Annotated in this window: 24 protein-coding genes; 11 read left to right on the forward strand and 13 right to left on the reverse strand. The window is 71.9% G+C overall.

Annotated elements, in window-relative coordinates:
- The 4 genes from RIC31_RS21415 to rfbC all read right to left on the reverse strand — a co-directional run.
- A partial coding sequence (locus RIC31_RS21415) for a sugar phosphate nucleotidyltransferase (RefSeq protein WP_350112754.1) occupies positions 1-140 on the reverse strand: 140 nt, incomplete at its 3' end.
- Complete coding sequence (gene rfbD / locus RIC31_RS21420; RefSeq protein WP_350112623.1) at positions 137-1,039, reverse strand: dTDP-4-dehydrorhamnose reductase; 903 nt, start codon at positions 1,037-1,039, stop codon at positions 137-139. The genes RIC31_RS21415 and rfbD, both read right to left, overlap by 4 nt.
- Positions 1,040-1,042: 3 nt before the next feature.
- Positions 1,043-2,122 (reverse strand): dTDP-glucose 4,6-dehydratase, encoded by a 1,080-nt coding sequence (rfbB, locus tag RIC31_RS21425; RefSeq protein ID WP_350112626.1) that lies wholly within the window; start codon positions 2,120-2,122, stop codon positions 1,043-1,045.
- Positions 2,123-2,132: 10 nt separating this feature from the next.
- Entirely contained in the window at positions 2,133-2,690 is a 558-nt protein-coding gene (rfbC, locus tag RIC31_RS21430) for a dTDP-4-dehydrorhamnose 3,5-epimerase (RefSeq protein WP_350112629.1), read from the reverse strand.
- 343 nt (positions 2,691-3,033) lie between these two features.
- On the opposite strand from rfbC, the gene RIC31_RS21435 reads away from it, so the two are divergent.
- A complete protein-coding gene (locus RIC31_RS21435; RefSeq protein WP_350112631.1) occupies positions 3,034-3,960 on the forward strand; it encodes a glycosyltransferase family 2 protein in 927 nt (308 codons plus the stop codon).
- Between the two features lie 15 nt (positions 3,961-3,975).
- Here RIC31_RS21435 and RIC31_RS21440 read toward each other — a convergent pair whose 3' ends face one another.
- Complete coding sequence (locus RIC31_RS21440; protein ID WP_350112634.1) at positions 3,976-5,904, reverse strand: glycosyltransferase; 1,929 nt, start codon at positions 5,902-5,904, stop codon at positions 3,976-3,978.
- A 161-nt stretch (positions 5,905-6,065) separates the two neighbouring features.
- On the opposite strand from RIC31_RS21440, the gene RIC31_RS21445 reads away from it, so the two are divergent.
- Both RIC31_RS21445 and RIC31_RS21450 read left to right on the forward strand, forming a co-directional pair.
- A complete protein-coding gene (locus RIC31_RS21445; RefSeq protein ID WP_350112637.1) occupies positions 6,066-7,208 on the forward strand; it encodes a succinylglutamate desuccinylase/aspartoacylase family protein in 1,143 nt (380 codons plus the stop codon).
- A 104-nt stretch (positions 7,209-7,312) separates the two neighbouring features.
- Positions 7,313-7,909, forward strand: coding sequence for a PAS domain-containing protein (locus RIC31_RS21450; protein ID WP_350112640.1), 597 nt, complete (start codon positions 7,313-7,315; stop codon positions 7,907-7,909).
- Between the two features lie 30 nt (positions 7,910-7,939).
- Here the strand turns inward: RIC31_RS21450 and speE are convergent, their stop codons facing one another.
- A complete protein-coding gene (gene speE, locus RIC31_RS21455) occupies positions 7,940-8,788 on the reverse strand; it encodes a polyamine aminopropyltransferase (protein ID WP_350112643.1) in 849 nt (282 codons plus the stop codon).
- Positions 8,785-9,306, reverse strand: a complete 522-nt coding sequence (speD, locus tag RIC31_RS21460) for an adenosylmethionine decarboxylase (protein WP_350112646.1) — start codon at positions 9,304-9,306, stop codon at positions 8,785-8,787. Before speD ends, speE begins: the two co-directional genes overlap by 4 nt.
- A gap of 435 nt (positions 9,307-9,741) precedes the next feature.
- Between speD and RIC31_RS21465 the strand changes: the two genes are divergently transcribed.
- A complete protein-coding gene (locus RIC31_RS21465; protein WP_350112650.1) occupies positions 9,742-11,727 on the forward strand; it encodes a hybrid sensor histidine kinase/response regulator in 1,986 nt (661 codons plus the stop codon).
- Positions 11,728-11,754: 27 nt separating this feature from the next.
- On the opposite strand, the gene RIC31_RS21470 is transcribed toward RIC31_RS21465, so the two are convergent.
- A complete protein-coding gene (locus RIC31_RS21470) occupies positions 11,755-13,059 on the reverse strand; it encodes a hypothetical protein (protein WP_350112653.1) in 1,305 nt (434 codons plus the stop codon).
- A 183-nt stretch (positions 13,060-13,242) separates the two neighbouring features.
- Here RIC31_RS21470 and RIC31_RS21475 point away from each other — a divergent pair, with 183 nt between their 5' ends.
- From RIC31_RS21475 to RIC31_RS21485, 3 genes are all read left to right on the forward strand, one after another.
- Entirely contained in the window at positions 13,243-13,533 is a 291-nt protein-coding gene (locus RIC31_RS21475; RefSeq protein WP_350112656.1) for a hypothetical protein, read from the forward strand.
- A gap of 109 nt (positions 13,534-13,642) precedes the next feature.
- The gene (locus RIC31_RS21480; protein WP_350112659.1) at positions 13,643-14,263 is read left to right on the forward strand and encodes a LysE family translocator; all 621 of its coding nucleotides are present in this window, start codon (positions 13,643-13,645) and stop codon (positions 14,261-14,263) included.
- A gap of 5 nt (positions 14,264-14,268) precedes the next feature.
- Complete coding sequence (locus RIC31_RS21485) at positions 14,269-14,622, forward strand: cyclic nucleotide-binding domain-containing protein (protein ID WP_350112662.1); 354 nt, start codon at positions 14,269-14,271, stop codon at positions 14,620-14,622.
- Positions 14,623-14,637: 15 nt separating this feature from the next.
- On the opposite strand, the gene serA is transcribed toward RIC31_RS21485, so the two are convergent.
- Positions 14,638-15,882, reverse strand: a complete 1,245-nt coding sequence (serA, locus tag RIC31_RS21490) for a phosphoglycerate dehydrogenase (RefSeq protein WP_350112665.1) — start codon at positions 15,880-15,882, stop codon at positions 14,638-14,640.
- Between the two features lie 190 nt (positions 15,883-16,072).
- Between serA and RIC31_RS21495 the strand changes: the two genes are divergently transcribed.
- Positions 16,073-16,576: a cupin domain-containing protein gene (locus tag RIC31_RS21495; protein ID WP_350112668.1), complete on the forward strand. Its 504-nt coding sequence runs from the start codon at positions 16,073-16,075 to the stop codon at positions 16,574-16,576.
- Between the two features lie 10 nt (positions 16,577-16,586).
- Here RIC31_RS21495 and RIC31_RS21500 read toward each other — a convergent pair whose 3' ends face one another.
- Both RIC31_RS21500 and RIC31_RS21505 read right to left on the reverse strand, forming a co-directional pair.
- Entirely contained in the window at positions 16,587-16,994 is a 408-nt protein-coding gene (locus RIC31_RS21500; protein ID WP_350112671.1) for a type II toxin-antitoxin system VapC family toxin, read from the reverse strand.
- A gap of 7 nt (positions 16,995-17,001) precedes the next feature.
- On the reverse strand, positions 17,002-17,259 hold the full coding sequence (locus tag RIC31_RS21505) for a type II toxin-antitoxin system Phd/YefM family antitoxin (protein WP_350112674.1): 258 nt from the start codon (positions 17,257-17,259) through the stop codon (positions 17,002-17,004).
- Between the two features lie 187 nt (positions 17,260-17,446).
- Here RIC31_RS21505 and RIC31_RS21510 point away from each other — a divergent pair, with 187 nt between their 5' ends.
- Positions 17,447-18,139 (forward strand): glutathione S-transferase family protein, encoded by a 693-nt coding sequence (locus RIC31_RS21510; RefSeq protein WP_350112677.1) that lies wholly within the window; start codon positions 17,447-17,449, stop codon positions 18,137-18,139.
- Positions 18,140-18,148: 9 nt separating this feature from the next.
- Here RIC31_RS21510 and RIC31_RS21515 read toward each other — a convergent pair whose 3' ends face one another.
- Positions 18,149-19,699, reverse strand: a complete 1,551-nt coding sequence (locus RIC31_RS21515) for an MHYT domain-containing protein (RefSeq protein ID WP_350112680.1) — start codon at positions 19,697-19,699, stop codon at positions 18,149-18,151.
- 236 nt (positions 19,700-19,935) lie between these two features.
- Here RIC31_RS21515 and RIC31_RS21520 point away from each other — a divergent pair, with 236 nt between their 5' ends.
- Together RIC31_RS21520 and RIC31_RS21525 are read left to right on the forward strand one after the other, a co-directional pair.
- Positions 19,936-21,069 (forward strand): extracellular catalytic domain type 2 short-chain-length polyhydroxyalkanoate depolymerase, encoded by a 1,134-nt coding sequence (locus tag RIC31_RS21520; protein WP_350112683.1) that lies wholly within the window; start codon positions 19,936-19,938, stop codon positions 21,067-21,069.
- Positions 21,070-21,136: 67 nt separating this feature from the next.
- Positions 21,137-23,497, forward strand: coding sequence for a molybdopterin-containing oxidoreductase family protein (locus tag RIC31_RS21525; protein ID WP_350112686.1), 2,361 nt, complete (start codon positions 21,137-21,139; stop codon positions 23,495-23,497).
- A gap of 7 nt (positions 23,498-23,504) precedes the next feature.
- Here RIC31_RS21525 and RIC31_RS21530 read toward each other — a convergent pair whose 3' ends face one another.
- Positions 23,505-24,209, reverse strand: a complete 705-nt coding sequence (locus RIC31_RS21530; RefSeq protein ID WP_350112689.1) for an ABC transporter ATP-binding protein — start codon at positions 24,207-24,209, stop codon at positions 23,505-23,507.
- Positions 24,210-24,211: the final 2 nt, after the last annotated feature.

The raw sequence follows: 24,211 nt of genomic DNA on the forward strand, positions 1-24,211 counted from the left end.
CGGATGCCGGCCAGCATCAGCGTGGTCAGCGGGTAGTAGATCATCGGCTTGTCGTAGACCGGCAGCAGCTGCTTGCTGGCGACCAAGGTCAGCGGATACAGCCGGGTGCCGGATCCGCCGGCGAGCACGATGCCCTTCATCTGTCGGTCTCCGTGAGCGGCCCGAGCCGCGTGTCGAGGACGGCGTTCAGCGCCGCTTCCCAGGGCCGGCGCGGCACCGCGGCGGTGCCGGCCAGGGCGATGTCGAGGGTGCCGTTGTCGAGCACCGAGTAGGCCGGCCGCCGGGCCGGCGTCGGATAGTCGGCGGTCGCGATCGGCTGCACCGTCGGCCGGCGGCCCCAGTGCCGCTCGGCGCGCCGGAACACCGCCTCGGCGAGGCCGTGCCAGGTGGTCTCGCCGGCGGCGGTGCAATGGAAGGTGCCGCGCATCGCGTTGCCGTCGCGGCGCGCCGCCAGCAGCGCCGTGATCGCCGCGGCGATGTCGTCGGCCGAGGTCGGGGTGCCGCGCTGGTCGGCGACCACCCGCAGCTCGTCGCGCTCGGCCCCGACCCGCAGCATGGTGTTGACGAAGTTCCTGCCCTCGGCGGCGTAGACCCAGGCGGTGCGCAGGATCACGTGGTCGTCGTGGGCCTCGCGGACCGCCCGCTCGCCGGCTTCCTTGGAGATGCCGTAGACGCCGAGCGGGGCCACCGGATCGTCGCTCCGGTAGGGCCGGGTGCCGGTGCCGTCGAACACGTAGTCGGTCGACAGGTGGATCAGCGGGATGCCGCGTGCCGCGCAGGCTGCGGCCAGCGCCGCCGGGCCGTCGCGGTTGACCCGGAACGCGGTCTCGCTGTCCTCCTCGGCCTTGTCGACGGCGGTGTAGGCGGCGGGGTTGACCACGGCGTCCGGAGCCAGGGCGTCGACCGCCGCCGCCACGGAGCCCGGCGCCGACAGGTCGATCCGGTCGCGGCCGGCGGCGATCCACTCGATGCCCGCCGCCGGTCGTGCGACCAGGGCGCCGCCGACCTGACCGGTGACGCCGGTGACCAGGACCCGCATCGCTCAGCCCGCCTTGCGCGTCGTGGTTCCGACCCGGGCGAGGGCGTCCTGGCGCTGGATGATCGGCTGCCACCAGGCGGCGTTGTCCAGGTACCAGCGCACGGTCTTCTCGATCCCGCTCTCGAAGGTCTCGCGCGGGGTCCAGCCGAGCTCGCGGTCGATCTTGCCCGGATCGATGGCGTAGCGCTGGTCGTGGCCGGGCCGGTCGGCGACGAAGGTGATCTGGCTGCGGCGCGACACGCCGTCGGCGCGCGGGCTGAAGCGGTCCAGCAGGTCGCAGATCGTCTGCACGACCTCGAGGTTGGTCTTCTCGTTGTGGCCGCCGACGTTGTAGCTGGCGCCGGGCACGCCCTGGCTCAGCACGGTCCACAGCGCCCGGGCGTGATCCTCGACGAACAGCCAGTCGCGGACGTTGGAGCCGTCGCCGTAGACCGGCAGCTGCTCGCCGCGCAGCCCCTTGAGGATCATCAGCGGGATCAGCTTCTCGGGGAAGTGGAACGGCCCGTAGTTGTTCGAGCAGTTCGACAGCAGCACCGGCAGCCCGTAGGTCTCGCCCCAGGCCCGCACCAGGTGGTCGGACGCCGCCTTCGAGGCCGAATAGGGCGAGCGCGGGTCGTAGGCGGTGTCCTCGGTGAAGAAGCCGTCGGCGCCCAGCGAGCCGAACACCTCGTCGGTCGAGACGTGGTGGAAGCGGAAACCGGCGCGGGCCTCGCCCTCGAGGGTCTCCCAGTAGGCGCGCGCGGCCTGCAGCAGGCGGAAGGTGCCGACCACGTTGGTCTGGATGAAGTCCTCCGGCCCGTCGATCGAGCGGTCGACATGCGACTCGGCGGCCAGGTGCATGACCGCGTCCGGACGGTGCCGGGCAAAGATCCCGGTCAGCCGGTCGGCGTCGCGGATGTCGGCCTGTTCGAAGGCATAGCGCGGGCTGCCCTCGACTTCGGCGAGCGCGGTGCCGCTGGCGGCGTAGGTCAGGGCGTCCAGGTTCACCACCCGCGCCTCGGTCTCGGCGATCAGCAGCCGGACGACCGCGGAGCCGATGAACCCGGCGCCGCCGGTCACCAGGATGGTCTGCGGCATCGGCATGGCGGGTTCCTCAGAAGGTGAAGTGGGCCGGCAGATCGGCCAGCCGGGGATGACGGGTGTCCTTGTCGGACAGGGTCGGCCGGATGCCGTCGAGCGGCCAGGCCACCGCGATGTCCGGGTCGTCCCAGGCGATGCCGCGGTCGTGCTCCGGCGCGTAGGGCGCGGTCACCTTGTACAGGACCTCGGTGTCGGGCTCGAGGGTAACGAAGCCGTGGGCGAACCCCTTCGGCACCAGGATCTGGTTCCAGGCCTCGGCCGAGATCTCGGCGCCGACCCACTTGCCGAAGCTCGGCGAGCCGTGGCGGATGTCGACGGCGACGTCGAAGATCCGGCCGCGCACCACCCGCAGCAGCTTGTCCTGGGCGAATGGCGGGATCTGGAAGTGCAGGCCGCGCAGCACGCCGGTCGCCGCCGACAAGGACTGATTGTCCTGCACGAAGTCGAGATGCAGGCCCGCCGCCTCGAACGCCGGTTTGCTGTAGGTCTCCGAGAAGAAGCCGCGATGGTCACCGAATTTCTTCGGCGTGATGATCTTCACATCGGGGATCGCGAGCGATTCGACCTGCACGCTTCTGCCTCCGGAACCGGATCGGAACGCCGGGGCCTATAGCATGCTGCTCGAAGCCGGGACAAGAAGCGCGGCGGTTCCGGACGACGGGTGAATCCGCGGATCCGAGGGGGGCGGCCGTCCGTGTTGCTCGTTTCGCGCAATACCGACCCTGTGCTACTGTCGCAAGGTACGTTGCCGCGAATTCGGAATAGTGCGGTCTGAGCCCTGGTCTATGGTTGCCTGTCGAAGGCCCGTAAACGATTGGTTTGATCTCTTGAATATCCAACCGCTGCCAAATACCGAGCACTCCCAACTCGTCCCGTACCGGCCGAAGGCAGCGGCATCTTCCCAGGATCGAGTGGTGCGCACCAACAGCGGTTCTCTCGGGACCTGTTCGGTGGTGATCGTCTCGTATCGCACCGGGCCGGTGCTGATCGACAGCCTGCGCGCGGCGCTCGACCAGGAGGCGGTCGACGCCGTGGTGCTGGTCGACAACGGCAATTCGGCGGAGACCCGGCGGGCCGTCGACGGTCTGGCCGCCGCCGACAAGCGGCTGCGGATTCTCAGGGGGCACGGCAATGTCGGATTCGCCCGCGGCTGCAACCTCGGGGTCGCGGCCGCGACCGGAAGCCACCTGCTGCTGCTGAACCCGGACTGCATGCTGCGCCCCGGGGTGGTCGCGCGCGGACTGCAGGTGATGGCCGACAATCCCGGGACCGGCGCGCTGACGGTGCGGGTCGAGAACACCGACGGCACCGAGCAGCGCGGCGGCCGGCGCAACCTGATGACGCCCTGGACCTGCCTGGTCGAGCAGTTCCGGCTCGACCGGCTGATGCCGAATCACCCGCATTTCCAGCGCCTGAATCTGAACGAGGCCGAGCCGCTGACCGAGATCACCCCGGTGCAGTGCATCTCCGGCGCCTTCATGCTGATGCCGCGTACCGTCTACGAGCGGGTCGGCGGCATGGACGAGGACTATTTCCTGCACGTCGAGGACGTCGACCTCTGCCTGCGGATCCAGAAAGCCGGCAGCTCGATCCTGTACGTGCCGGATGCTGCGGTGACCCATGTGAAGGGTACCAGCCGGGTGTTCCCGCTGGTGGTCGAGTGGCACAAATCGGTCAGCGTCGCGAAGTACTTCGGCAAGCACTTCCGTCCGCAGTATCCCGACCTGGCGCTGCGCCTGATCAGCCTGGCGATCTTCATGCGGCTGGCGGTGCGCGCGGTGCCGCTGACCCTGGGCTGGCTGCTGGAGCGTCTCGGCCTCAAGGCCGCCAAGGAGGAGTAGGCTCGCGGCCGGCGCTCAGTCCCGCCAGCCCTCCAGCTGACCCTTCAGGATCGCGGCCAGCTTCGCCGCCTTGTCGTCCTCCCAGGCGATCGCCTTCCAGACATCGTACAGCGCCGCCGCCAGGTCGAAGGCCAGCCAGCCCAGGCAGGCCGTGCCATGCCGGCGCCACACCCGCACCCGATTGCGGTGGATCAGCCGGCGCCGCCACGCCTCGTGGGTGCTCAGCGTCTTCTCGCGGCCGAGCAGGCGGGCCGTCCGGACCTCGCCCAGCCGGTGCTGCAGCACGGCGTCGCCGACCCCGACGATCTCGAAGCCGGCGCGGCGCAGGCGCAGGCTGAACTCGACGTCGACGTAGTCGATGAAGAACCGCTCGTCCATGCGGCCGGCGACCTCCAGGACCCGGGCCCGCAGCAGGCTGCCCGACGCGATCGCGAACACCCCGTCGCGGACCACCGCGCCCGGCACCAGCGGCGTGCGGGCCAGGTCGAAGCGGCCGCGGGCGGTCAGCAGGCGCGGCCGCAGGGTGCCCTCCGGGTCGGTCAGGCGCGGGGTCAGCAGCGCCACCCGCCGGCGGTCCGGGAGCTCCCGCCAGGCCGCCAGCATGGCCGCGACCATGCCGTCGCCGGGCACGCTGTCGTCGTCCAGCAGCAGGATCCAGTCGGCCCCGGCGGCCAGCGCCGCCGCCAGCCCCTGGTTCTGGGCGGTCGCCAGCCCGACGTTGTCCGGATTGGCGATCAGGGTCAGCCGGTCGTCGTCGCGGGCGCGGGCGGCCAGCCGGTCCTGCACCGCGGCGCCCGACCCGTTGTCGACCAGCACCACCCGCCCGGCCTGGGCGAGGGCGGCGTCCAGCACCCGGTCGAGGGTCCGGTCCGGCCGGTAGCTGACGATCACCGCCACCACCCCGGCGCCGTCGCCCGGCGGCTCGGCCACCCGCGCCGGCAGGTCCGGGATCGGCCGCAGGTCGACGGCCCGGCGCAGATAGCGCAGCGGCGACCAGGTCAGGGCCCGCGCGAAGGCGCCGACCGTGGCCCGGCGCGACGACTGGATGGCCCGGCGCTCGGCCAGGGTCGGGCCGAGCCCGCGCGCCGCCTCGGCGAACGCCGCCGCCCGCGCGGTCCCGCGGCCGCGGACCAGGTCGACGAGCACGCCGGCCGCCCAGATCGCCGCGGTCGCCGGCAGGGTCGCCGCCAGCAGCGGCCCCGGCATGCCGCGCAGCCAGGCCCAGACCCGGTTGCGGGTGGCGTGGCGCAGCACGAAGGCGGACGGCGCCGAGGCCGAGCCGACATGCCGGACCACGGCGTCCGGGGTCACCACGGCGGACCAGCCGGCCAGCCGCAGCCGGACCGCCAGGTCGACGTCCTCGTAGAAGCAGAAGAACCGCTCGCAGAACCCGCCGGCTGCCTGGAAGGCGTCGCGCCGGTACAGGGCGGCGGCCGCGCACACCCCGAAGGTCGCGCTTTCCGCCACCGGCCGCGCCGGCTGCAGCCGGCCGCCGCGCCAGGCGGCCCCGGTGGCGTGCAGCGGGTCGCCGACGCCGTCGAACAGCCCGGGGTCGGCGTCGAGCAATTGCACCGAGCCGACCGAGCCGGCCTCGGGATGGCGCCCGGCGGCGGCCACCAGGGCGGCCAGCCAGCCGGGCTCGGCGAAGGCGTCCGGGTTCAGGGTGACGAGGTATTTCCCCCGCGCGAGCGCCGCCGCCCGGTTGTTGCCGGCGGCGAAGCCGAGGTTGGTCGCCGACCGCTCGATCCGCAGCCACGGCCGCGGCGCCAGGGCGTCGACCGCGCCGTCGGTCGAGGCGTTGTCGAGCAGCACGACCTCGAAGTCGCGCCAGGTCTGGCGGTCCAGCGCCTCCAGGCAGCGCGCCAGGTGCCGCCCGGACTGCCAGGCGACGATCAGGACCGAGACGGCCGGGGCGGGATCGGATGGAGCGGTCGGATCGGTCATGGCCGTCTGGTCTGCGATTCGGCGGCGACCATAGCACGCGGCGGCCGGCGCGTGGGGCCCGGATCGGCCGCCGCGCCGGTCGGGACGGCCCGTCAAACCGTCCTTGACAGCACACCCCGCGAACCGCCGAATGCCCGCGTCGCCCGTGCCGAGGTTCCGCCATGACCCGCATCGTCTCGCGTTTCCCGCTGCCGCCGATGAGCCTCGGCACCGAGCGCTATCTGACGGTGCATGCGTTCGGCGATCCCGAGGCCCGGCCGAAGGCCTACCTGCAGGCCGGACTGCATGCCGGGGAGCTGCCGGGCCTGCTGGTGCTGCACCACCTGATCCGGCGGCTCGACGCCGGCGAGGACCCGCTCCTCGGGCAGGTGGTGATCGTCCCGGTGGCCAACCCGATCGGCCAGAGCCAGGTGCTGCGCGGCCACATGCTGGGGCGCACCAGCATGGCCGACGGCAGCAACTTCAACCGCGAATACCCGGACCTGGCAGGCGCCGTCGGCGACATGGTCGACGGCCGGCTCGGCCCCGACGCCGCCGTCAACACGGCGCTGATCCGCGACGCCCTGGGCGAGATCCTGGCCGACCGCGCCGCCCGGTCCGAGGGCGAGGGCGCCTATCTGCGCCTGACCCTGATGCGGCTGGCGCACGATGCCGACGTCGCCCTCGACCTGCACTGCGACGACGAGGCCGGCTTCCACGTCTACCTGGCCGACCACCTGTGGCCGGACGCCGCCGACCTGCCGGCCTTCCTGGAGAGCCCGGTGACCATGCTGGCCGACGAATCCGGCGGCAACCCGTTCGACGAGGCGCTGAGCAAGCCGTGGCTCGACCTGCGCAACCGGTTCGGCGCGGCCACGCCGGTGCCGTCGGCCTGCCTGTCGGCGACCGTCGAGCTGCGCGGCATGGCCGATGTCGGCGACGCGCTGGCCGAGGAGGACGCCGACCGGCTGTACCGGTTCCTGCAGCACCGCGGCGTGATCGGCGGCGACCCGGGCCCGGTGCCGGCACTGGCCCGGCCGGCGACCCCGCTGGCCGGCATGGAGATCGTGAAGGCGCCGCTGCCGGGGATCGTCAGCTACCGGGTGCCGCTCGGCAGCGAGGTGACGGCCGGCCAGCCGATCGCCGACCTGATCGACCCGACCGCCGACGACCCGGCGGAGGGCCGCATCGAGATCGCCGCCGGCACCTCGGGCCTGCTGTTCGCGCGCAAGACCCACCGCTTCGTGTGGCCGGGCGAGACGATCGCCAAGATCGCCGGCGGCCAGGCCCTGGCCGGGCGCAGCGGCAAGCTGCTGACGGACTGACCCCGTAGTTTCCCGAATTTGCGGATTCCGGGTACGCCGCTAGGGTGGGGAGAGCGCGGCGCCGATGCGGGCGGCCGTGCCGATCCGGCTACAGCGAGATTGCCGTGACCACACTCCTGGCGCTGAAGGACCGGTTGCTCCGCTTCGAGCCGACCGCCCGGGTGCTCGACCACTGGCTCGCCCGGCAGGAGCTTGGCGCTCTGCGGCCGTTCGACTTCGACCCGGTCGCGGTGCCGTCGGTCCTGCCCTTCGTCTATCTGCTCGAACGGCTCGGCGACCGGCTGCGGTACCGGGTGTCGGGCGAGGAGGTGAACCGGCTGTTCGGCTCCAACCACACCGGCCTGCATCTCGACGAGGTGGTCCCGCCCGAGGTCTATCCGGTCGTCGCCCCCTACTTCCTGCGGGTGTTCGACCCGGCGGTCTGCATCTTCAAGGGACGCGTGGTGCTGCCGGACCGGGACTACCTGGAGTTCGAGCGGGTGCTGATGCCGGTCAGGCACAACGGCCGCCTGCACCTGCTGGGCTGCCTGGCGCTGAGCGGCGGCAGTCCGCTGCGCCGCGACGGCATCGTGGTCGAGGAGATCGGGCCGGGCTTCGACTTCACGGTGTTCGATCTGGCAACCGGCGCCGTCGAGCACGACCGCGTCGAGGCGGTCCCGGTGCTGCCGCGGACCGGGGTGTGGCGCCAGCAGCTGGGATGACGGCGTTCGGGGGCTATCGCCCCCTCGCCGTCACTTCAGCAGGTCGATCACGAATTTCGGCAGCGCGAAGCAGGCCTGGTGGATCGCCGGGGTGTAGTAGCGGGTCGCGATGCCGAGCGGCGCGAAGCGGGCCTCGACGGTGGCGACGTCGTGCCGGCGCTTGGCCGGGTCGTCGCTGGCCCAGCCCAGCGTCATGAAGCCGCCCTGGTAGGTCGGCACCGCCGCCACGTAGAACCACACGTCCGCGAACGACTGCCCGAGCCGGTTCCAGGAGTTGGTGACTTCAGAGCCCTGCAGCGACGGCACCCCGTTCTGGGTGACGACGATGCCGCCCGCGGTCAGGCAGCGCTTGCAGTCGGCGTAGAACGCGGCGGTGAACAGCACCTCGCCCGGGCCGATCGGATCGGTCGAGTCGACGATGATCACGTCGAACCGCTCGTCCGTCTCGGCCACGAATCGGGCACCGTCGGCGATCACCAGGTCGAGGCGCGGGTCGTCGAAGGCGCCGGCCGACAGCGACGGCAGGTGCTCGACGCTCATGTCGACCACGCCGCGGTCGATCTCGACCATGGTGACCTTCTCGACCGCCCGGTGCTTGAGGACCTCGCGGGCCATGCCGCCGTCGCCGCCGCCGACGATCAGCACCCGGCGCGCGGCACCGTGCGCCACGATCGGCACATGCGCCATCATCTCGTGGTAGACGAACTCGTCGCCCTCGGTGGTCTGCACCACGCCGTCCAGCGTCAGCACCCGCCCGAAGCGCTCGTTCTCGAAGATGATCAAGTCCTGGTGTTCCGTCTTGTCGCGGAACAGCACGCGGTCGATCCGGAGACGCTGCGCCAGCCAGGGGTGCAGCGTCTCCGTGAACCACTCGCTCATACCACCATGCCCCGCTTGTGGTCGCCGATGTTGACCGCGGTCGGCACGAAGGCCCGCTTCAGCACGTCGATCGCGGCATGCGGCCTGGCGTCGCCGCACATGAACACGTCGAGGGCGGCGTAGCCGCACTCCGGCCAAGTGTGGATCGAGATGTGCGATTCCGCCAGCACGGCCACGCCCGACACCCCGCCGTTCGGCGAGAAGTGGTGCAGGTGGATGTGCAGAAGGGTGGCGCCGGCGGCGGTCACGCACTCCTTGAGGGCTTCCTCGATGTGCTCGATCTCGTCGAGCCGCTTCGCACCCCACAGGTCGATGATCAGGTGGGTGCCCGCGAAGGTCAGGCCGTCGCGCTTGACGAAGTGGTCGAGCCGCTCGTCCGAGGAGGTGACCCCGGCGGACGGCAGGCGGATGACGTTGTCCTCCGACCGGGTGTCGCGGTCGAGGGTTTCGGCATGGAATTCGCTCGGCTGAGTGGCCGAGTCCATCCCCAATTTGGCGGCGAGCTTGTTGTCCAACACTCGTTCCTCCTAACCAGAAGATTGACCCAGCTACCCTTAGACCCTCCACCCCCATGGACCACGGCGGGCCCTACGGGACGAGCGGAATGGGCAGACAAGAAAACCCACCCCCAAGGGGGCGGGCTGACACGGGATTTCGCCGGGCGATTACCGTGCGTATGTGTGCGTCGAGTACCTCCGAACGGGCGGAATGCCGCCCCGAAAAGCGATCGGCCAGGAAACGTGGGGAACACCCCCGCCGCTGCCCAGCCGTTCGTGGTGCGGAGAATGGCGATCGGGGACCGGGGGGTCAAGGGGGAATCCGGGACTTTCCGTCGCATGGCGGCATCGCGGCCGGCGCATGGCGGGGCGGCCGCTTAAGGATTTGTGCACGCTTTGGGTATCTCATCGGCCGACGCGCGGCGCCATGATCCGGACGACGAGGCCGAGACCACCGTGAACGGCATACCCGATGCACCGCAACCGCCCGCCGGATCGGCGCACCTGGCGGCGGCCGAGGCCCTGAGCGTGGCGAGCGCGACGCTCGACGCGGCCGGCGTCGTCCTCGAGGCGTCGCCGCTGTTCGTGCGGTGGACGGCGGGTGCCAGGGAGCGCTGCGTCGGCAGCGGCTTCGCCGACCATCTGCACCCCGACGACCGCCCGGGCTTCGCCGCCGCGCTCGCGAACTGGCGCCGGCGCCTGGACGCCGACTCCGCAATCTACGTCTGGCGCCTCGGCGGCGACGGGGAGCGCCGTGTGCGCGCGGCGCTGCGGCCGTTCGGCGACGGCGGCAGGTCCTTCTACGCGCTGGTCCTGGCCGAGCACGCCGTCGGCCGCAGCGCCGTCGACGCGATCGCCGACAGCCAGCGCGCCGACGCGCAGGCGGTGGCCCTGCGGGCGGTGTTCGACAAGCTTCCGCTCGCGGTGGTGGTCGGGCACAACGCCGACCGTCGCTGGCTCTACGTGAACGGGCAGTTCACCCGGATGACCGGCTACACCCTCGACGACATCGGCAGCACCTTCGATTGGTACGAGCGGGCCTATCCCGACCCGGCCTATCGCGCCGAAGTCCTGGCCGGCTACGAGGCCCGGCGGTCGTCCGGCATGGCCAGGATCGACGACTACACCTCCAACGCCAGCGGCACCCACATCCGCTGCAAGGACGGTAGCGGGCGGTTCGTCCGGACCACGGCCTTCACCTTCCAGGAGACCACGATCGCCGTCCTGGTCGACATCACCGAGCACAAGGCGCTGGAGACCTCGCTGCTGGCGGCGCGCGAGGCGGCCGAGCAGGCGAACCGGGCGAAGAGCCAGTTCCTGGCGAGCATGAGCCACGAGATCCGCACCCCGATGAACGCGGTGCTCGGCTTCGCCCAGCTCTGTTCGATGCAGCCGGACCTGAACGAGCGGGTCCGCGACCACCTGGCGACGATCCTGCGCGCCGGGGAGCACCTGCTGACCCTCATCAACGGCATCCTCGACATGTCGCGGATCGAGAGCGGCCGGGTCGCGATCGACCTCGAGGCGTTCGATCCCGGCGACCTCCTGGCGTCGGCCTGCGACCTGCTGGCGGCGCGCGCCCGCTCGAAGGGCCTGGACTTCGACCTGGCCGGCGCCGGAACGCTGCCGCCGGCCGCGCTGGGCGACGCCGGGCGGATCCGGCAGATCGTGTTCAACCTCATCGGCAACGCCATCAAGTTCACCGCCCGCGGCCACGTCCGGGTCGAGGCGACGGTCGATCGGGACGGCGGTGCCGATGACGACATCTTCGTGCTGCGGGTCGCCGTCGAGGACAGCGGGCCCGGCATCGCCGAGGACGAGCTGGCGCGGCTGTTCCGCCCGTTCGAGCAGGCCGCCGCCGGGCGCGACGCCGGCGACGGCACCGGACTCGGCCTCGCCATCTCGCGCGAGTACGCCCGGCTGATGGACGGCGACATCACGGTCCGCAGCAGCCCCGGCCGCGGCAGCCGCTTCGTCTTCAGCGTGCCGCTGCGGCGGACCGATCGCGCGGCGGCGGCGCGGCCCGCGCTGCCCGAGCTGCCGCGCCGGCTGGCGCCCGGCCAGGCGGTGCCGCGCATCCTGGTGGTCGACGACCGCGAGGCGAACCGTCGCCTGCTCGTCGGCGCGCTCGAGGCGGTCGGCTTCGTGACGCGGGACTGCCGCGACGGCGTCGAGTCCCTGGCGCAGTTCGCCGAATGGGCGCCGGACGCCGTGCTGGTCGACCTCGAACTCCCCGGTATCGACGGCGCCGAGGTGATCCGGCGTATCCGGGCCGCTCCGCAGCGCTGCGACACGCCGGTGATCGTGGTGTCCGCCGTCGCCTTCGAGGCCGACCGCCAGCGCGCGCTGCGGGCGGGGGCCGACGCCTACCTCGCCAAGCCGGTGCAACTGGCCGACGTGTTCGGCCATCTGGGCCGGCTGCTCGACCTGCGCTACGCCTGACCCGCGGCCGGCCGGCCGCGCCCGCCGCTACCGCCAGTGCTCCGGCACCCAGCCGTGGCGGATCTGGTGCGGCTTCGGCTCGGTCGGGAAGGTCACGATCCGGATGCCGGTCCTGGCGAGGCCGGGGGAGTCGAGGTCCGGGTGAAGCCCGCGGTAGACGTGGGCGAGGCCGTGCGGGAACGTGTCGATCCCGGGCATGCACTCCTCGATCCAGTCCTGGTCGCCGGGCAGCCGGTCCATGTCCTGCTGCCGGAAGTCCCGGTGCAGCGGGGCCGCGAAGGCCCGGTCGAACAGCATGACGGAGGAGTTGAAGCCGGGCGCGTCGGGATGCTCCATGATGTGGAACCCGACCTTCAGCTCGCCGATGAACCGGAGGTCGCCGACGACCACCGTGTCGAGGTCGAGATACAGCACCGTGCGGTCGGCGATCGGGGTCGCCGGGTCGAACAGCGCCAGCTTCGTCCACCAGCCCCGCAACCCGGTCCGCGATATGTCGATGACGCCGACCTCCGGCCGGAGCCCGCTCGGGTCGTCGGTATGGCAGACGAACCGCCAGTCGCCCGGGAGATGCCGCCGCACCATGGCGTACAGGCGGTTGACGTAGTCGGGCCCGTATTTCGTCCCGTGCTTGACGCAGGCGACGGTCAGGGCGTTCAGGTCGACCGGCCGGGCGTCGCGGTGCTGCGACGGCGGCCCGTCGCGCAGCAGCGCCCGGGCGCGCAGCAGGGTCCGCCTGAGCAGCGGATGCCGGTTCGCCTGCGGGAAGTCCTCGATGACCCGTGCCGCCCGCGCCGGGTCGCCGGTGAGGACGAAGATCCGCGCCAGCCGCGCCAGCACGGCGCCGACGAACTGCGCCTGCTCGTCCTTCGGGTCGGCGCCGAACACCTCCCGGGCCTGCGAAAGCGTGCGTTCCAGCACCGCGGCGGCCCGGTCGAACTCGCCGCGGATGCGGTGCACCCGGGCGATCGCCGTGAGGACGTTGATCTCAAGCGGGCCGTCCGGCGACGCCGCGCGCAGCGCCTCCAGAACCGTCATCGCCTCGTCGCACCGCCCGGTGTCGGTCAGCAGGTTGCCGAGCTGGAAGGTCTGCCAGGTGTCCTGCGGAAAGGCGGCGTGCAGGGCCCGCCGGTGCCGGAGTGCGGCCTCGCGGTCGCGGTCCAGGTGGTTGACGCCGGCGTCCCGGCGGACTCCCGGCGCCCTGGTGTAGTGCTGGATCAGGGCCTTGCGCAGATCGGGGACGTGCTCGCCCGCCGGGGACTCGCGGATGTAGGCCTCGGCCCGCTCGACGGCCGCCGGTTCGCCCGCGATGATCCTCTGTATGAACGTCGCCAAGGGAGGGACCGAATAGCTGCGGGCCGTTCCGGCGCGCGCACCGAACCAGCCGGACCATGTATCACCCGCCGGCGGCCCCTGGCCACCGATTCCTGCCGGGCTGCGGGGACGTTGTCCGCCCCCGCAGCGGCCGACTCTCCTGGTGCCTTGCACACCATCGAATGTTCCCGCTACGTTCTCATCATGCGGAACGACTGGGTCTATGCCGGGGATGCGCTCGGGACGTTCGTCCGGCAGGGCGCTACGCATCTGCAGTTCTGGTGCGTCACGCCGAAATGCCTCAACCGCGACACCGTGCCGATCCAGACCCTGATCTCGCGCTACGGCCCGGCGATGCCGCTGGTGATGCTGGCCCGCAAGGCGCGCTGCCGGCATTGCGGCCGGCGCGGCTGCCACGTCCAGCCCGCCCCGCCGCCGGCCCAGGGCCAGCCCGGGCACCGGGAATGGCAGGCGCGCTTCGGGGCCAGGCAATAGCGGCGGGCCCGGCGCTCGGGGGTTGACGCGGGCCCCGGGAGCGGGATTGCTCCGGTGTGCGGTCGCCGCGCCCGTCGTCGTGGCGGCCGCCGCCAACCGGGAGGAACCGATGGCCTTCGAGACCTGGCTCGCCTTTGTCGCCGCGTCCTTCGCGATGCTGATCATCCCGGGGCCGACCGTGATGCTGGTGGTCGGCTATGCGCTCGGCGAGGGCCGCAGGGCGGCGTTCGGGACCATGACCGGGGTGCTGCTCGGCGACCTGGTGGCGATCTCGCTGTGCGCGGTCGGCCTCGGCGCCCTGCTGGCGGCCTCGGCGACCGTGTTCACGCTGTTCAAGTGGGTGGGGGCCGCCTACCTGGTCTGGCTCGGGGTCAGGCTGTGGCGGGCCCCGGTCAATCCCCAGGGGGTCGAGCAGGTGGCGGCGTCGGGCCGCAGCCGCCGGGCGATCCACGGCTTCGTCGTGACCGCGCTGAACCCCAAGGGGCTGGCGTTCTTCGTCGCCTTCCTGCCGCAGTTCATGACCGCCGAGGCGCCGGTGCTGCCGCAGCTGGCGGTCCTGGCGCCGACCTTCGTGCTGCTCGGCGGCCTGACCAACGCGGCCTTCATCCTGGCGGCCGGCGGGGTGCGGGCGCGGCTGCGCAGCCCGGCGGTGCTGCGTGCCATCAACCGGGTCGGCGGCTCGTTCCTGATCGGCGCCGGGGTGCTGACTGCCGCCATGCGGCGGGCGTGACGGCCATGAAGCTCAGGCAGATGTCCTTCGAGCCCGACGAGATCATCGTCGAGCCCGGCCAGCCCTGCGTCGGGGCCTTCCTGATCGAGTCCGGCAGGGTCGAGGTCTCGCGCATGGCGGGCGACCGCAAGGTCGTGGTGGCGGTGCTCGGCAAGGGCGAGATCTTCGGCGAGATGGCGCTGGTCGACCACGTGGCGCACGCCCGCACCGTGCGGGCGCTCGAGGGCACCGATTGCCTGCTGATCTCGCGCGCGCAGTACGAGACACTGCTGGCGGACACCCCGCCGATCATGAAGCTGATCCTGACCCGCGTGGTGCGCAAGCTGCGCAAGACCACCGACCTGGCGTTCGGGCGGTAGCCTGCCGCGAAGGGCCTACGTCCGGTTCAGCAGCCGCGCGCGGATGGTGCCGGGCAGGGTGCGGATCTCGGTCAGGATGTCGAAGGCGTTCGGGACCTCGCCCTCGGCGTCGAGCACCACGTAGCCGATCTCGCCGTCGGTCTGGTAGTGCTGGGCGGCGATGTTCAGGCGGTGCCGGGCGAACAGGTCGTTCAGCTTGCCGAGCTCGCCCGGCAGGTTGCGCTGGACCTGGATGAACCGGGTCACCGAGCCGCCCTTCGGCAGCTGCACCTGCGGGAAGTTGACGGCGCCGACGGTCGAGCCGACGTCGGAATACTCCACCAGCTTGCGTGCCACCTCGTCGCCGATGCGCTCCTGCGCCTCCTCGGTCGAGCCGCCGACATGCGGTGTGAGGATCACGTTGTCGAGGCCGACCAGCGGGCTCTCGAACGGGTCGGCGTTGGACTTCGGCTCGCTCGGGAACACGTCGACCGCGGCGCCGGCCAGGTGGCCGTCCCGCAGGGCGGCGGCCAGGGCGTCGATGTCGACCAGGCTGCCGCGGGCGTTGTTGATCAGGAAGCTGCCCGGCTTCATGGCGCGGATCCGGGCGGCGTCGAACAGGCCGCGGGTCTCCGCGGTCTCCGGCAGGTGCAGCGACACCACGTCGGCGCGCGCCAGCAGGTCGCCGAGGCTGTCGGTCGGCTCGACGTTGCCGTGGCGCAGCTTGTCGGTGCGGTCGAAATAGATCACCCGCATGCCCATGGCCTCGGCCAGCACCGCCAGCTGGCTGCCGATGTTGCCGTAGCCGACGATGCCCAGGGTCTTGCCGCGGATCTCGCGGCTGCCGGCGGCGCTCTTGATCCACTCGCCGCGGTGGGCGGCGGTCGACTTGGCGAAGATCCCGCGGGCCAGCATGACGATCTCGGCGATCGTCAGCTCGGCGACGCTGCGGGTGTTGGAGAACGGCGCGTTGAACACCGGCACGCCGAGCCGGGCGGCGGCCTCGAGCTCGACCTGGTTGGTGCCGACCGAGAAGCAGCCGACCGCCACCACCGACGGGGCCGCCTGCAGCACCGCGTCGGTGAGCTGGGTGCGCGAGCGGATGCCGAGCATCTGCACGTCCTTCAGGGCCTCGATCAGCGCCGGCTGCTCGAGCGCCTTCGGCAGCACCTCGACATTGTCGTAGCCGTTGCCGCGCAGCACCTCGACCGCCGACGGCGAGATGCCCTCCAGCAGCAGGAAGCGGATCTGGTTCTTCGGTCGCGACAGGCCCTTGCTCATCCTGGTCTCGCATGTCCGGTGAGGCGGCGGAACCTGCCAGGAAACGCGCCGGCGATCCACCGCGTTGATGCCGCAGGTGCGAACACGGCCCGCGACGGCTGTCGTGCCGCGCCGGCGGTTTGCATCGGCAGCCGGATCGGCTACCTGTTCGATATACGGAACGCACGTTCGATATGAAGGAGAGGCGGCCATGAGCGATCACCACCACCATCACGACGGCCCCCCGGCGAGCGGGACGGTCGACTGGAAGAACAACGGCATCAAGGTGATCCCGGGCGACCAGCTCGACCCGAACACCGCCCAGACGCCGGGCATGAACCGGGCCGCCGCGATCAATACCGCGCGCGCCGGCGCCAAGAAGCTGTGGGCCGGCACCGTCAAGATCTTCCCGAACGCCAAGACCGGCGCCCACCACCACGGCGAGCTGGAGAGCGTGATCTACGTGGTCAGCGGCCGTGCCCGCATGCGCTGGGGCGAGAACCTGGAATACGTGGCCGAGGCCGGGCCCGGCGACTTCATCTTCGTGCCGCCCTTCGTGCCGCACCAGGAGATCAACGCCTCGACCGACGAGCCGCTGGACTGCGTGCTGGTGCGCAGCGACAACGAGAACGTGGTGGTCAACCTGGACATCGAGCCGGTCGAGAAGCCGGAAGCCGTGAAGTGGGTCGACCCGATCCACCGCGGCGAGACCTGAGGGGCGGACCCTAGTGCCTGGCGAACGGGTCGAAGGTCGGAACGCCGAAGGCTGCGAAGTCGCGGGTATTGCGGGTTACCACGGTCAGCTGGTGAACCAGCGCGACGGCGGCGATCATCGCGTCCTCGTAGAGCGCGTCGGAGCGCCGGTGCATCAGCTTCGCCCAGGCGCGGAACGTCCTCGCGTCCATGGCGAGCACGTTGTAGGCCGCGGCAACCTGGTCGGCCCAGCGGTCGAGTTCGGCCGCCTTCGCCGGATCCTGCTCCCGGGTGATCTCGATCCCGGCCTGGATCTCGCCGAGCGTCACCGCCGAGAGATGCAGGTCGCCGTCGTCGACCGACCGCAGCCAGGCGACCACGCCGCCATGTGGCCGGGGCCGGCGCAGTTCCGAGACGACGTTGGTGTCCAGGAGATACACCCCGGCGTCAGCCCAGTTCGGCCGGCGGCCGGCGTCTCGCGACGCCGCGCCGGGGCAGGACGAACTCCGTTCGTGCCTCATCGGACAACAGCAGGTCCTTCAGGGCCGGACGGGCGGCCGCGGTCAGGCGACGCCAGTCGTCGACCGGAACCAGGACGGCGGCCTCGGCTCCCCGCCGCGTCACCATCTGCGGGCCCTCCGTGACGCAGGCGTCCAGCATCTCGCTGAAGCGGGCCTTGGCGTCCTGTACCTGCCAAGTCTTCATGATCGCCGATCGATCTGACTAGTTATCTGACTAGTCTGTAATGTGGCGCAACCTTGCGCCGTCGGCAAGACAGCCGCTCATCGGATCGTGATCGACACGCCGGCGCGCTCCGCTCCACACTCCGCCGCGTCTTTCCCCGCGGGTGGCCCGTGCCGCCCCGCCAACCTGCCGATACCGGAGGCATGCCGTGCTGAAATTCTACTACAACACCGGTCCGAACCCGATGAAGGTGGCCCTTTTCCTCGAGGAGGCGGGCCTGGAGTACGAGCCGATCCCGGTCGACGGCCGCAAGGGCGACCAGTTCAAGCCGGAATACCTGGCGATCAACCCGAACGCCAAGGCGCCGTCCCTGGTCGACGGCGACGTGAACGTCTTCGACAGCAACGCCATCCTGCTGTACCTGGGCGAGAAGACCGGCAAGTTCATGCCGGCCGGCGACCCGAAGTCGCGCGGCCAGCTGCTGTCCTGGCTGATGTTCGTGGCCACCGGCCTCGGCCCGTATTCCGGCCAGGCCGTGCATTTCAAGCGCATGGCGCCCGAGAAGGTGCCCTATGCCATCAACCGCTACGACTTCGAGGCCGAGCGCCACTACAAGATCCTGGACGACCAGCTCGCCCGGCACCGCTACATGCTCGGCGACACCTACACCATCGTCGACATGGCGGTCTGGGGCTGGGTGCGGATGGCGAACCTGGTGCTCGACGAGGGCGCGATGGCCAAGTTCCCGAACCTCAAGCGGCTGGTCGACGAGATCAGCGCCCGGCCGGCGGCGGCCGCGGCGGTTGCCTTGAAGGAGAAGGCCGGCCACGCCTTCAAGACCGAGATGGACGCCGAGGCCAAGAAGTTCATGTTCCCGTCGAACGAGCGCCTGGCCGGCTGAGCCGGTCGTTCAGGCTGCGGTGGCGCGGGGGCGCAGACGCCCCGGCGGCAGGGCGACCGTGACGGTGGTCCCGGTCCCGACCGCGCTCTCGATCGAGAGCGTGCCACCGTGCAGCTCGACCAGCTGCCTCGACAGGGGCAGCCCGAGGCCGCTGCCCTGGTAGCGGCGGCTGAGGCGGCTGTCGACCTGCCCGAACGGCTCCAGCGCCCTTGGAACATCCTCGGCGGCGATGCCGATGCCGGTATCGGCGACCGACACGGTCAGGCCGGCGCTGTCGACGGCGGCCGACACCGTCACCCGACCCCCCTCGGGCGTGAATTTCAGGGCGTTGGATACCAGGTTCAGCAGCACCTGCCGCAGCCGGCGGGCGTCGGCCGACAGGGCCGGCAGGTTGGCCGGAACCTCTGCCTCGAGCCGGAGACCGGCCTGATCCGCCTGGCCTTCCAGCATCCGCAGGGCCCCGTCCACCAGTTCGCCGACGTCGATGTCGGTCTCCTGCAGCTCGAGCCGCCCGGCGTCCAGGCCCGACACGTCGAGCACGTCGTTGATCAGGTCGAGCAGGTGCTGCCCGCTGCTCACGATGGTCCGCGCGAACTCGGCGTATCGCGGATCGCCGTGCGGGCCGTAGATCTCGCGGTTCATCATCTCGGCGAAGCCGATGACGGCGTTGAGCGGCGTGCGCAGCTCGTGGCTCATGGTCGCCAGGAACTGGGTCTTCGCCTCGCTGCCGGCGGCCGCCGCCTGGAGGGCGGCCTGCAGCTGTTCGGTGGTCGCCTGCAGGTCGCGCTTGGTCGCCTCGAGTTCGACGACGTGGCGGCGCAGGCGTTCGGCTTCCGTCGCGTTGCGGCGGGCCAGGCGCTCATCGATCATCGCTCCCAGCAGGCCGAAGCCGACGATAAGCATGGCGACCACCGCCACCGCCACCGCCAGCCAGTCCGGGGCGATCATGGTGTCCGGCAGGGCGATCCGCGGATCGGCCCGCAGGCTGAAGGCGGCCATGCCCGTGAAATGCAGCCCGCAGATCGTCAGCACCAGCAATCCGACGGACAGCGGACGTTCGAGCGGACCACGGCCGGCCGCCGCGAAGGCGCCGGCGCCGCCGGCAATGCCGATCAGGACCGAGGCCGCGACATAGGCCGGATCCCAGAGCTTGACCGCCGGCACCTCGAAGGCCGCCATTCCCAGATAGTGCATCGACACGACGCCGACGCCGATGACGGCGCCGCCGAGTACCGGGGCGCCTGCGACCACCGTCGCCAGCAGGCCGGTTCCGGCCAGCGCGACGGCGACCGCGACGGAGGCCGCCGTCAGCCCGAGGTCGTAGCCGACCGGTACGTCGGCCGTATAGGCCAGCATCGCGATGAAGTGGGTCGCCCACACGCCGCCGCCGGTGGTCGCCGCCGCGGCGGCGAGCCAGGCCAGGCGGGCCGACCGGTCGAGCGACCGGGCCCGGGCGACCAGGCTGAACGCCGTGTAGCTGGCGAACAGACAGACGGCCCCGGCCAGGACAACCAGCCAGGCTTCGTGCCGATCGGCTATGCAGTCGTAGATCTTCAGCATGGCGGGGGCGTATCATGCCGATCTTCAATGAATCATTAATTCGAGCCGCTTAGTCGGGTGTCGGTGCGGGGAATCGTGGTTTCCAAGGCGAAGCGAAGTTCGCTGAAGTGAATCGCTCCGCCTGCCAGCATTTGTGAAAAATGTCCGGGTGACTTTCGAAGTCCCTGCATGGTTTCCCCGGCCGGGCCGATGTGGCACCGTGGCCGCCGCGAACCGGTCCCGGAAGGATTGCACCGATGCGCTGGCTCCTCGGAACGTTGATGTGCCTTTGGGCCGGTGCCGTGGTCGCTCAGCCGGCTCGGCTGCAGGCGGTTCCCGGGCTCGGCCAGGACTCGGTCACGGTCTCCGGCCTTTCGTCCGGCGCGTTCTTCGCGCACCAGCTGCATGTCGCGTTCTCCCGGGTGATCGAAGGGGCCGGACTGGTGGCGGGCGGGCCCTACGGCTGCGCCGAACCGCCCGACGAGCCCTGGTGGCTCGCCATCCACCCCTACGGCCGCACCCTGACCGCCCTGAGCGTGTGCACCCGGGTGGCCCGCGACACGGTGGAGGCCTGGGCCGGCTGGTGGGGCGAACTGCCGGAGGTGCCGACCGTCGAGCGGGCCATCACCGTGACCGACGTGACCCGGGCCGGAGCCGGGATCGACGATCCCGCCAACCTCGCCGACGACCGGGTCTGGCTGTTCCATGGAACCCGGGACACCGTGGTCCCGCCGGCGACCGGGGCGGTCCTGGCGGAGTATTACCGCCGGGCCGGGGTGACCGGCGACCGCCTGGCGGTGGTCAGCACCGTGTCCGCCGGGCACGGCTTTCCGGTCGACGACTTCCGCGGTGAGAGCCGGTTCCGCAAGCTGACCTGTGCCGAGCAGGCGCCGCCCTTCGTCGTCGACTGCGATCGCGACGCCGCCGGCGAGCTGCTCCGCCACCTGCTGCCGGACGGGTTCGCCGGGATGCCGGCAGAGCCGCGGCGCGAGCGCCTGATCGGCTTCGACCAGCGCGAGTTCTTCGACGCCGGGACCAAGAGCGCCAGCCTCGCCGACATCGGCTACGTCTATGTGCCGGCGGCCTGCGACTCCGCGGATGCCGGCTGCCGGCTGCATGTCGCGCTGCACGGCTGCAGCCAGAATGTCGAGGCGGTCGACGACGACTTCGTCTGGGACGCCGGCTACAACCGCTGGGCCGAGGCCAACCGGATCGTCGTCCTGTATCCCCAGACAACGGGCTGGACGCCGGCGTGGGATGCGCTCGGCTGGGGCGGCAATCCGCAGGGCTGCTGGGACTGGTGGGGCTACAGCGGCGAGGCCTATGCCGAGCGCGGCGGCGTCCAGATGCAGGCGGTGCGGACGATGATCGCGCGCCTGCGTGCCGAGTAGTGCTGCCCGGCTTCCCAGCCCCGTCCGGTCGTCCCTAGACTGGGAGACCACCCGCGAGGCCCGCCCGATGCCGACTGTCCGTACTCCCGCCTTCTGCACCCAGTGCCGGTCGCGCTGCGGCTGCGTCGCCGTCGTTGCGGACGGCCGACTGACCGGGATCGAGCCGCTGCCCGACCATCCGAGCGGCGAGAAGCTGTGCCCCAAGGGACGGGCCGCCCCCGAGCTGGTCTATCACCCCGACCGCCTGACCCGGCCGATGCGGCGCACGGCGCCGAAGGGCGCCGCCGACCCCGGCTGGGTGCCGGTCTCCTGGGACGAGGCGCTGTCGGAGATCGCCGGCCGGATGGCCGCGGTCGCCGCCGAGCACGGCCCGGAACAGGTGGCGTTCTCGGTCACCACGCCGAGCGGGACCCACATCTCCGATTCGATCGCCTGGATCGAGCGGCTGATCCGCGCCTATGGCAGCCCGAACACCATCTACGGAACCGAGATCTGCAACTGGCACAAGGACTTCGCCAGCCGCTTCACCTTCGGGACCGACATCGGCACGCCGGATTTCGCGAACGCCGACTGTGTGCTGCTGTGGGGCAACAACCCGTCGGCCACCTGGCTGGCCCGGGCCGTCGAGGTCCAGAAGGCGATGCGGCGCGGCGCCCGGCTGATCGTCGTCGATCCGAGGCCGACCGGCCTGGCCCGCCGGGCCGACCCGTGGCTGCCCGTGCGGCCGGGGACCGACCAGGCGCTCGCCCTCGGCCTCGCCAACCTGCTGATCGAGCGCGGCCGCTTCGACGCCGGCTTCATGGCGCGCTGGAGCAACGGGCCGCTGCTGGTGCGCGCCGACAGCGGGCGGTTCCTGCGCGCCAGCGACCTCGTTCCGGGCGACCTCCTGCCGGACGGCTGCGACGACGTTCTGCTGGCGGTCGATGCCGAGGGCCGCCGACTGCGCTTCGATGCCGGCCGCGGCGACTGGCTCGACGGCGGCGAGCCGGCGCTGTGGTCGAGCATCGAGGTGGCGACGGTCGACGGCCGGGTCGCCTGCCGCAGCGCGTTCGAACTGTATGCCGAGGCCGCCGCCGCATGGCCGCCCGACCGGGTGGCGGCGGTGACCGGGGTCGCGCCCGAGGACCTGGATGCGGCGGCCCGGGGCCTCGCGGAGGCCGGCTCGGTCGCCTACTACGCCTGGAACGGCGTCGGCCAGAGCCCGACCGCCACCCAGACCGACCGGGCGATCTCGCTGCTCTACGCCCTGACCGGCAGCTACGGGAAGGCGGGCGGTAACGTGCCGGGCGGGGCGGCGGCGTTCCGCGACATCGCCGGCGGCGACCTGCTCGCGCCGTGGCAGCGGGCCAAGGCGCTCGGGCTCGACGCGCGGCCGCTCGGCCCGGGCCTGAACGGCTGGGTGACGGCGCGCGACGTCTGGCGGGCGGTGCTGGACCGCGATCCCTATCCGGTGCGGATGCTGGTGTCGTTCGGCACCAACCTGCTGGTGTCGCAGCCGGACGCCGACGTGACGGCCCGGGCGCTCGCCGCCCTCGAGTTCCACGTCCACGCCGATTTCTTCCTGAACGCCACCGCGCGCCATGCCGACATCGTGCTGCCGGCGGCGACGTCCTGGGAGCGCGAGGGCCTGCGCACCGGCTTCGACTCCAGCCTGGAGGGCCTGCGGCGCGTGCAGCTCAGGCCGCCGGTGGTCGCGCCGGTCGGCGAGGCCCGGTCCGACACCGACATCGTGCTCGGCCTGGCCGATCGGCTCGGGCTTTCCGACCTGTTCTTCGGCGGCAGCGCCGACGCCGGCCACGACCATGTGCTGGCCGATACCGGGCTGACGGTCGCCGCGCTACGGGCGTCGCCGGAGGGGCTGGCGGTCGGCGGAGAGGCCGTGCTGGAGGCGCATGCGGCGGCCGATGCCGACGGCATGCCGCGCGGCTTTCCGACCCCGACCCGCCGGATCGAGGTGTATTCGGAACGGCTGCACGACCACGGCCAGCGGCCGGTGCCGGCCTTCGAGCCGGCCGACCTGATCCCGGCCGACCCGCGCTACCCGCTGCGCCTCGGCTCGGCCAAGACCGTCGCCTACTGCCACAGCCAGCACCGCAACATCGCCTCGCTGCGCCGGCTGATGCCGGACCCGGTGGTCGAGATGGCGGCCGCGGACGCGGCGGCGCGCGGCCTGGCGCAGGGCGACTGGGCGGCGGTCGTGACCGCGCGCGGCCGGGCGGTGGCGCGGGTCTCGATCCTGCGCGACCTGCCGGCCGGCGCGGTGTTCGGCCAGCACGGCTGGTGGGTCGACGGGCCGGACGGCAGCCCCTACGACGGGTCGCACCCGCTGGCCGCCAACATCAACGCGGCCATCGACACCGGCCGGTCGGACCCGGTCAGCGGCTCGATCCCGCTGCGCTGCTCATGGTGCGAGGTCGAGCGGCTGTGACGGCGGGTCAGCCGGGCGCCGGGCCGGCGGCCCGCTCGTCGCTGACCAGGCGGCCGTCGACCAGGTGAATGCGCCGCCCCATGCGGGCCGCCAGCTCCAGGTCGTGGGTGACGGCGACGACGGTCTTGCCGCGCTCGCGCACCAGGTCGGCGAGGATCGCGAACACCTGCTCGGAGCTCTGGCTGTCCAGGCTGCCGGTCGGCTCGTCGGCCAGCACCAGCGGCGGGTCGTTGGCCAGCGCCCGGGCGACCGCCACCCGCTGGCGCTGGCCGCCGGACAGCTGGTCGGGCCGCTTGTCGACATGGCCGGCCAGCCCCAGCGACTCCAGCAGCTCGCCGGCCCGCGCCCGGGACCGCTCGCGCGGCAGCCGGCCCAGCCGGCGCATCGGGATCTCGACGTTCTCGCGGGCGGTGAACTCCGGCAGCAGGAAGTGGAACTGGAACACGAACCCGATCAGGGCCAGCCGGTGCGCCGCCCGGGCCGCCTCGTTCATCGGCGCGGTGTCCTCGCCGGCCAGCCGCAGGGTCCCGGCGGTCGGCCGGTCGAGCAGGCCGAGCAGGTACAGCAGCGACGACTTGCCCGACCCGGACGGCCCGGTGATGGCGACGAACTCGCGCGTCCCGATCGCCAGGGTGACGTCCTCGACCAGGGTCACCGGCACCACCTCCGGCAGGATCCTGGTCAGCCCCTCGGCCTCGATCAGCGCGCTCATGA

Origin of the sequence: Thalassobaculum sp., assembly GCF_040219615.1 — a bacterium.
Taxonomy (GTDB): domain Bacteria; phylum Pseudomonadota; class Alphaproteobacteria; order Thalassobaculales; family Thalassobaculaceae; genus Thalassobaculum_A.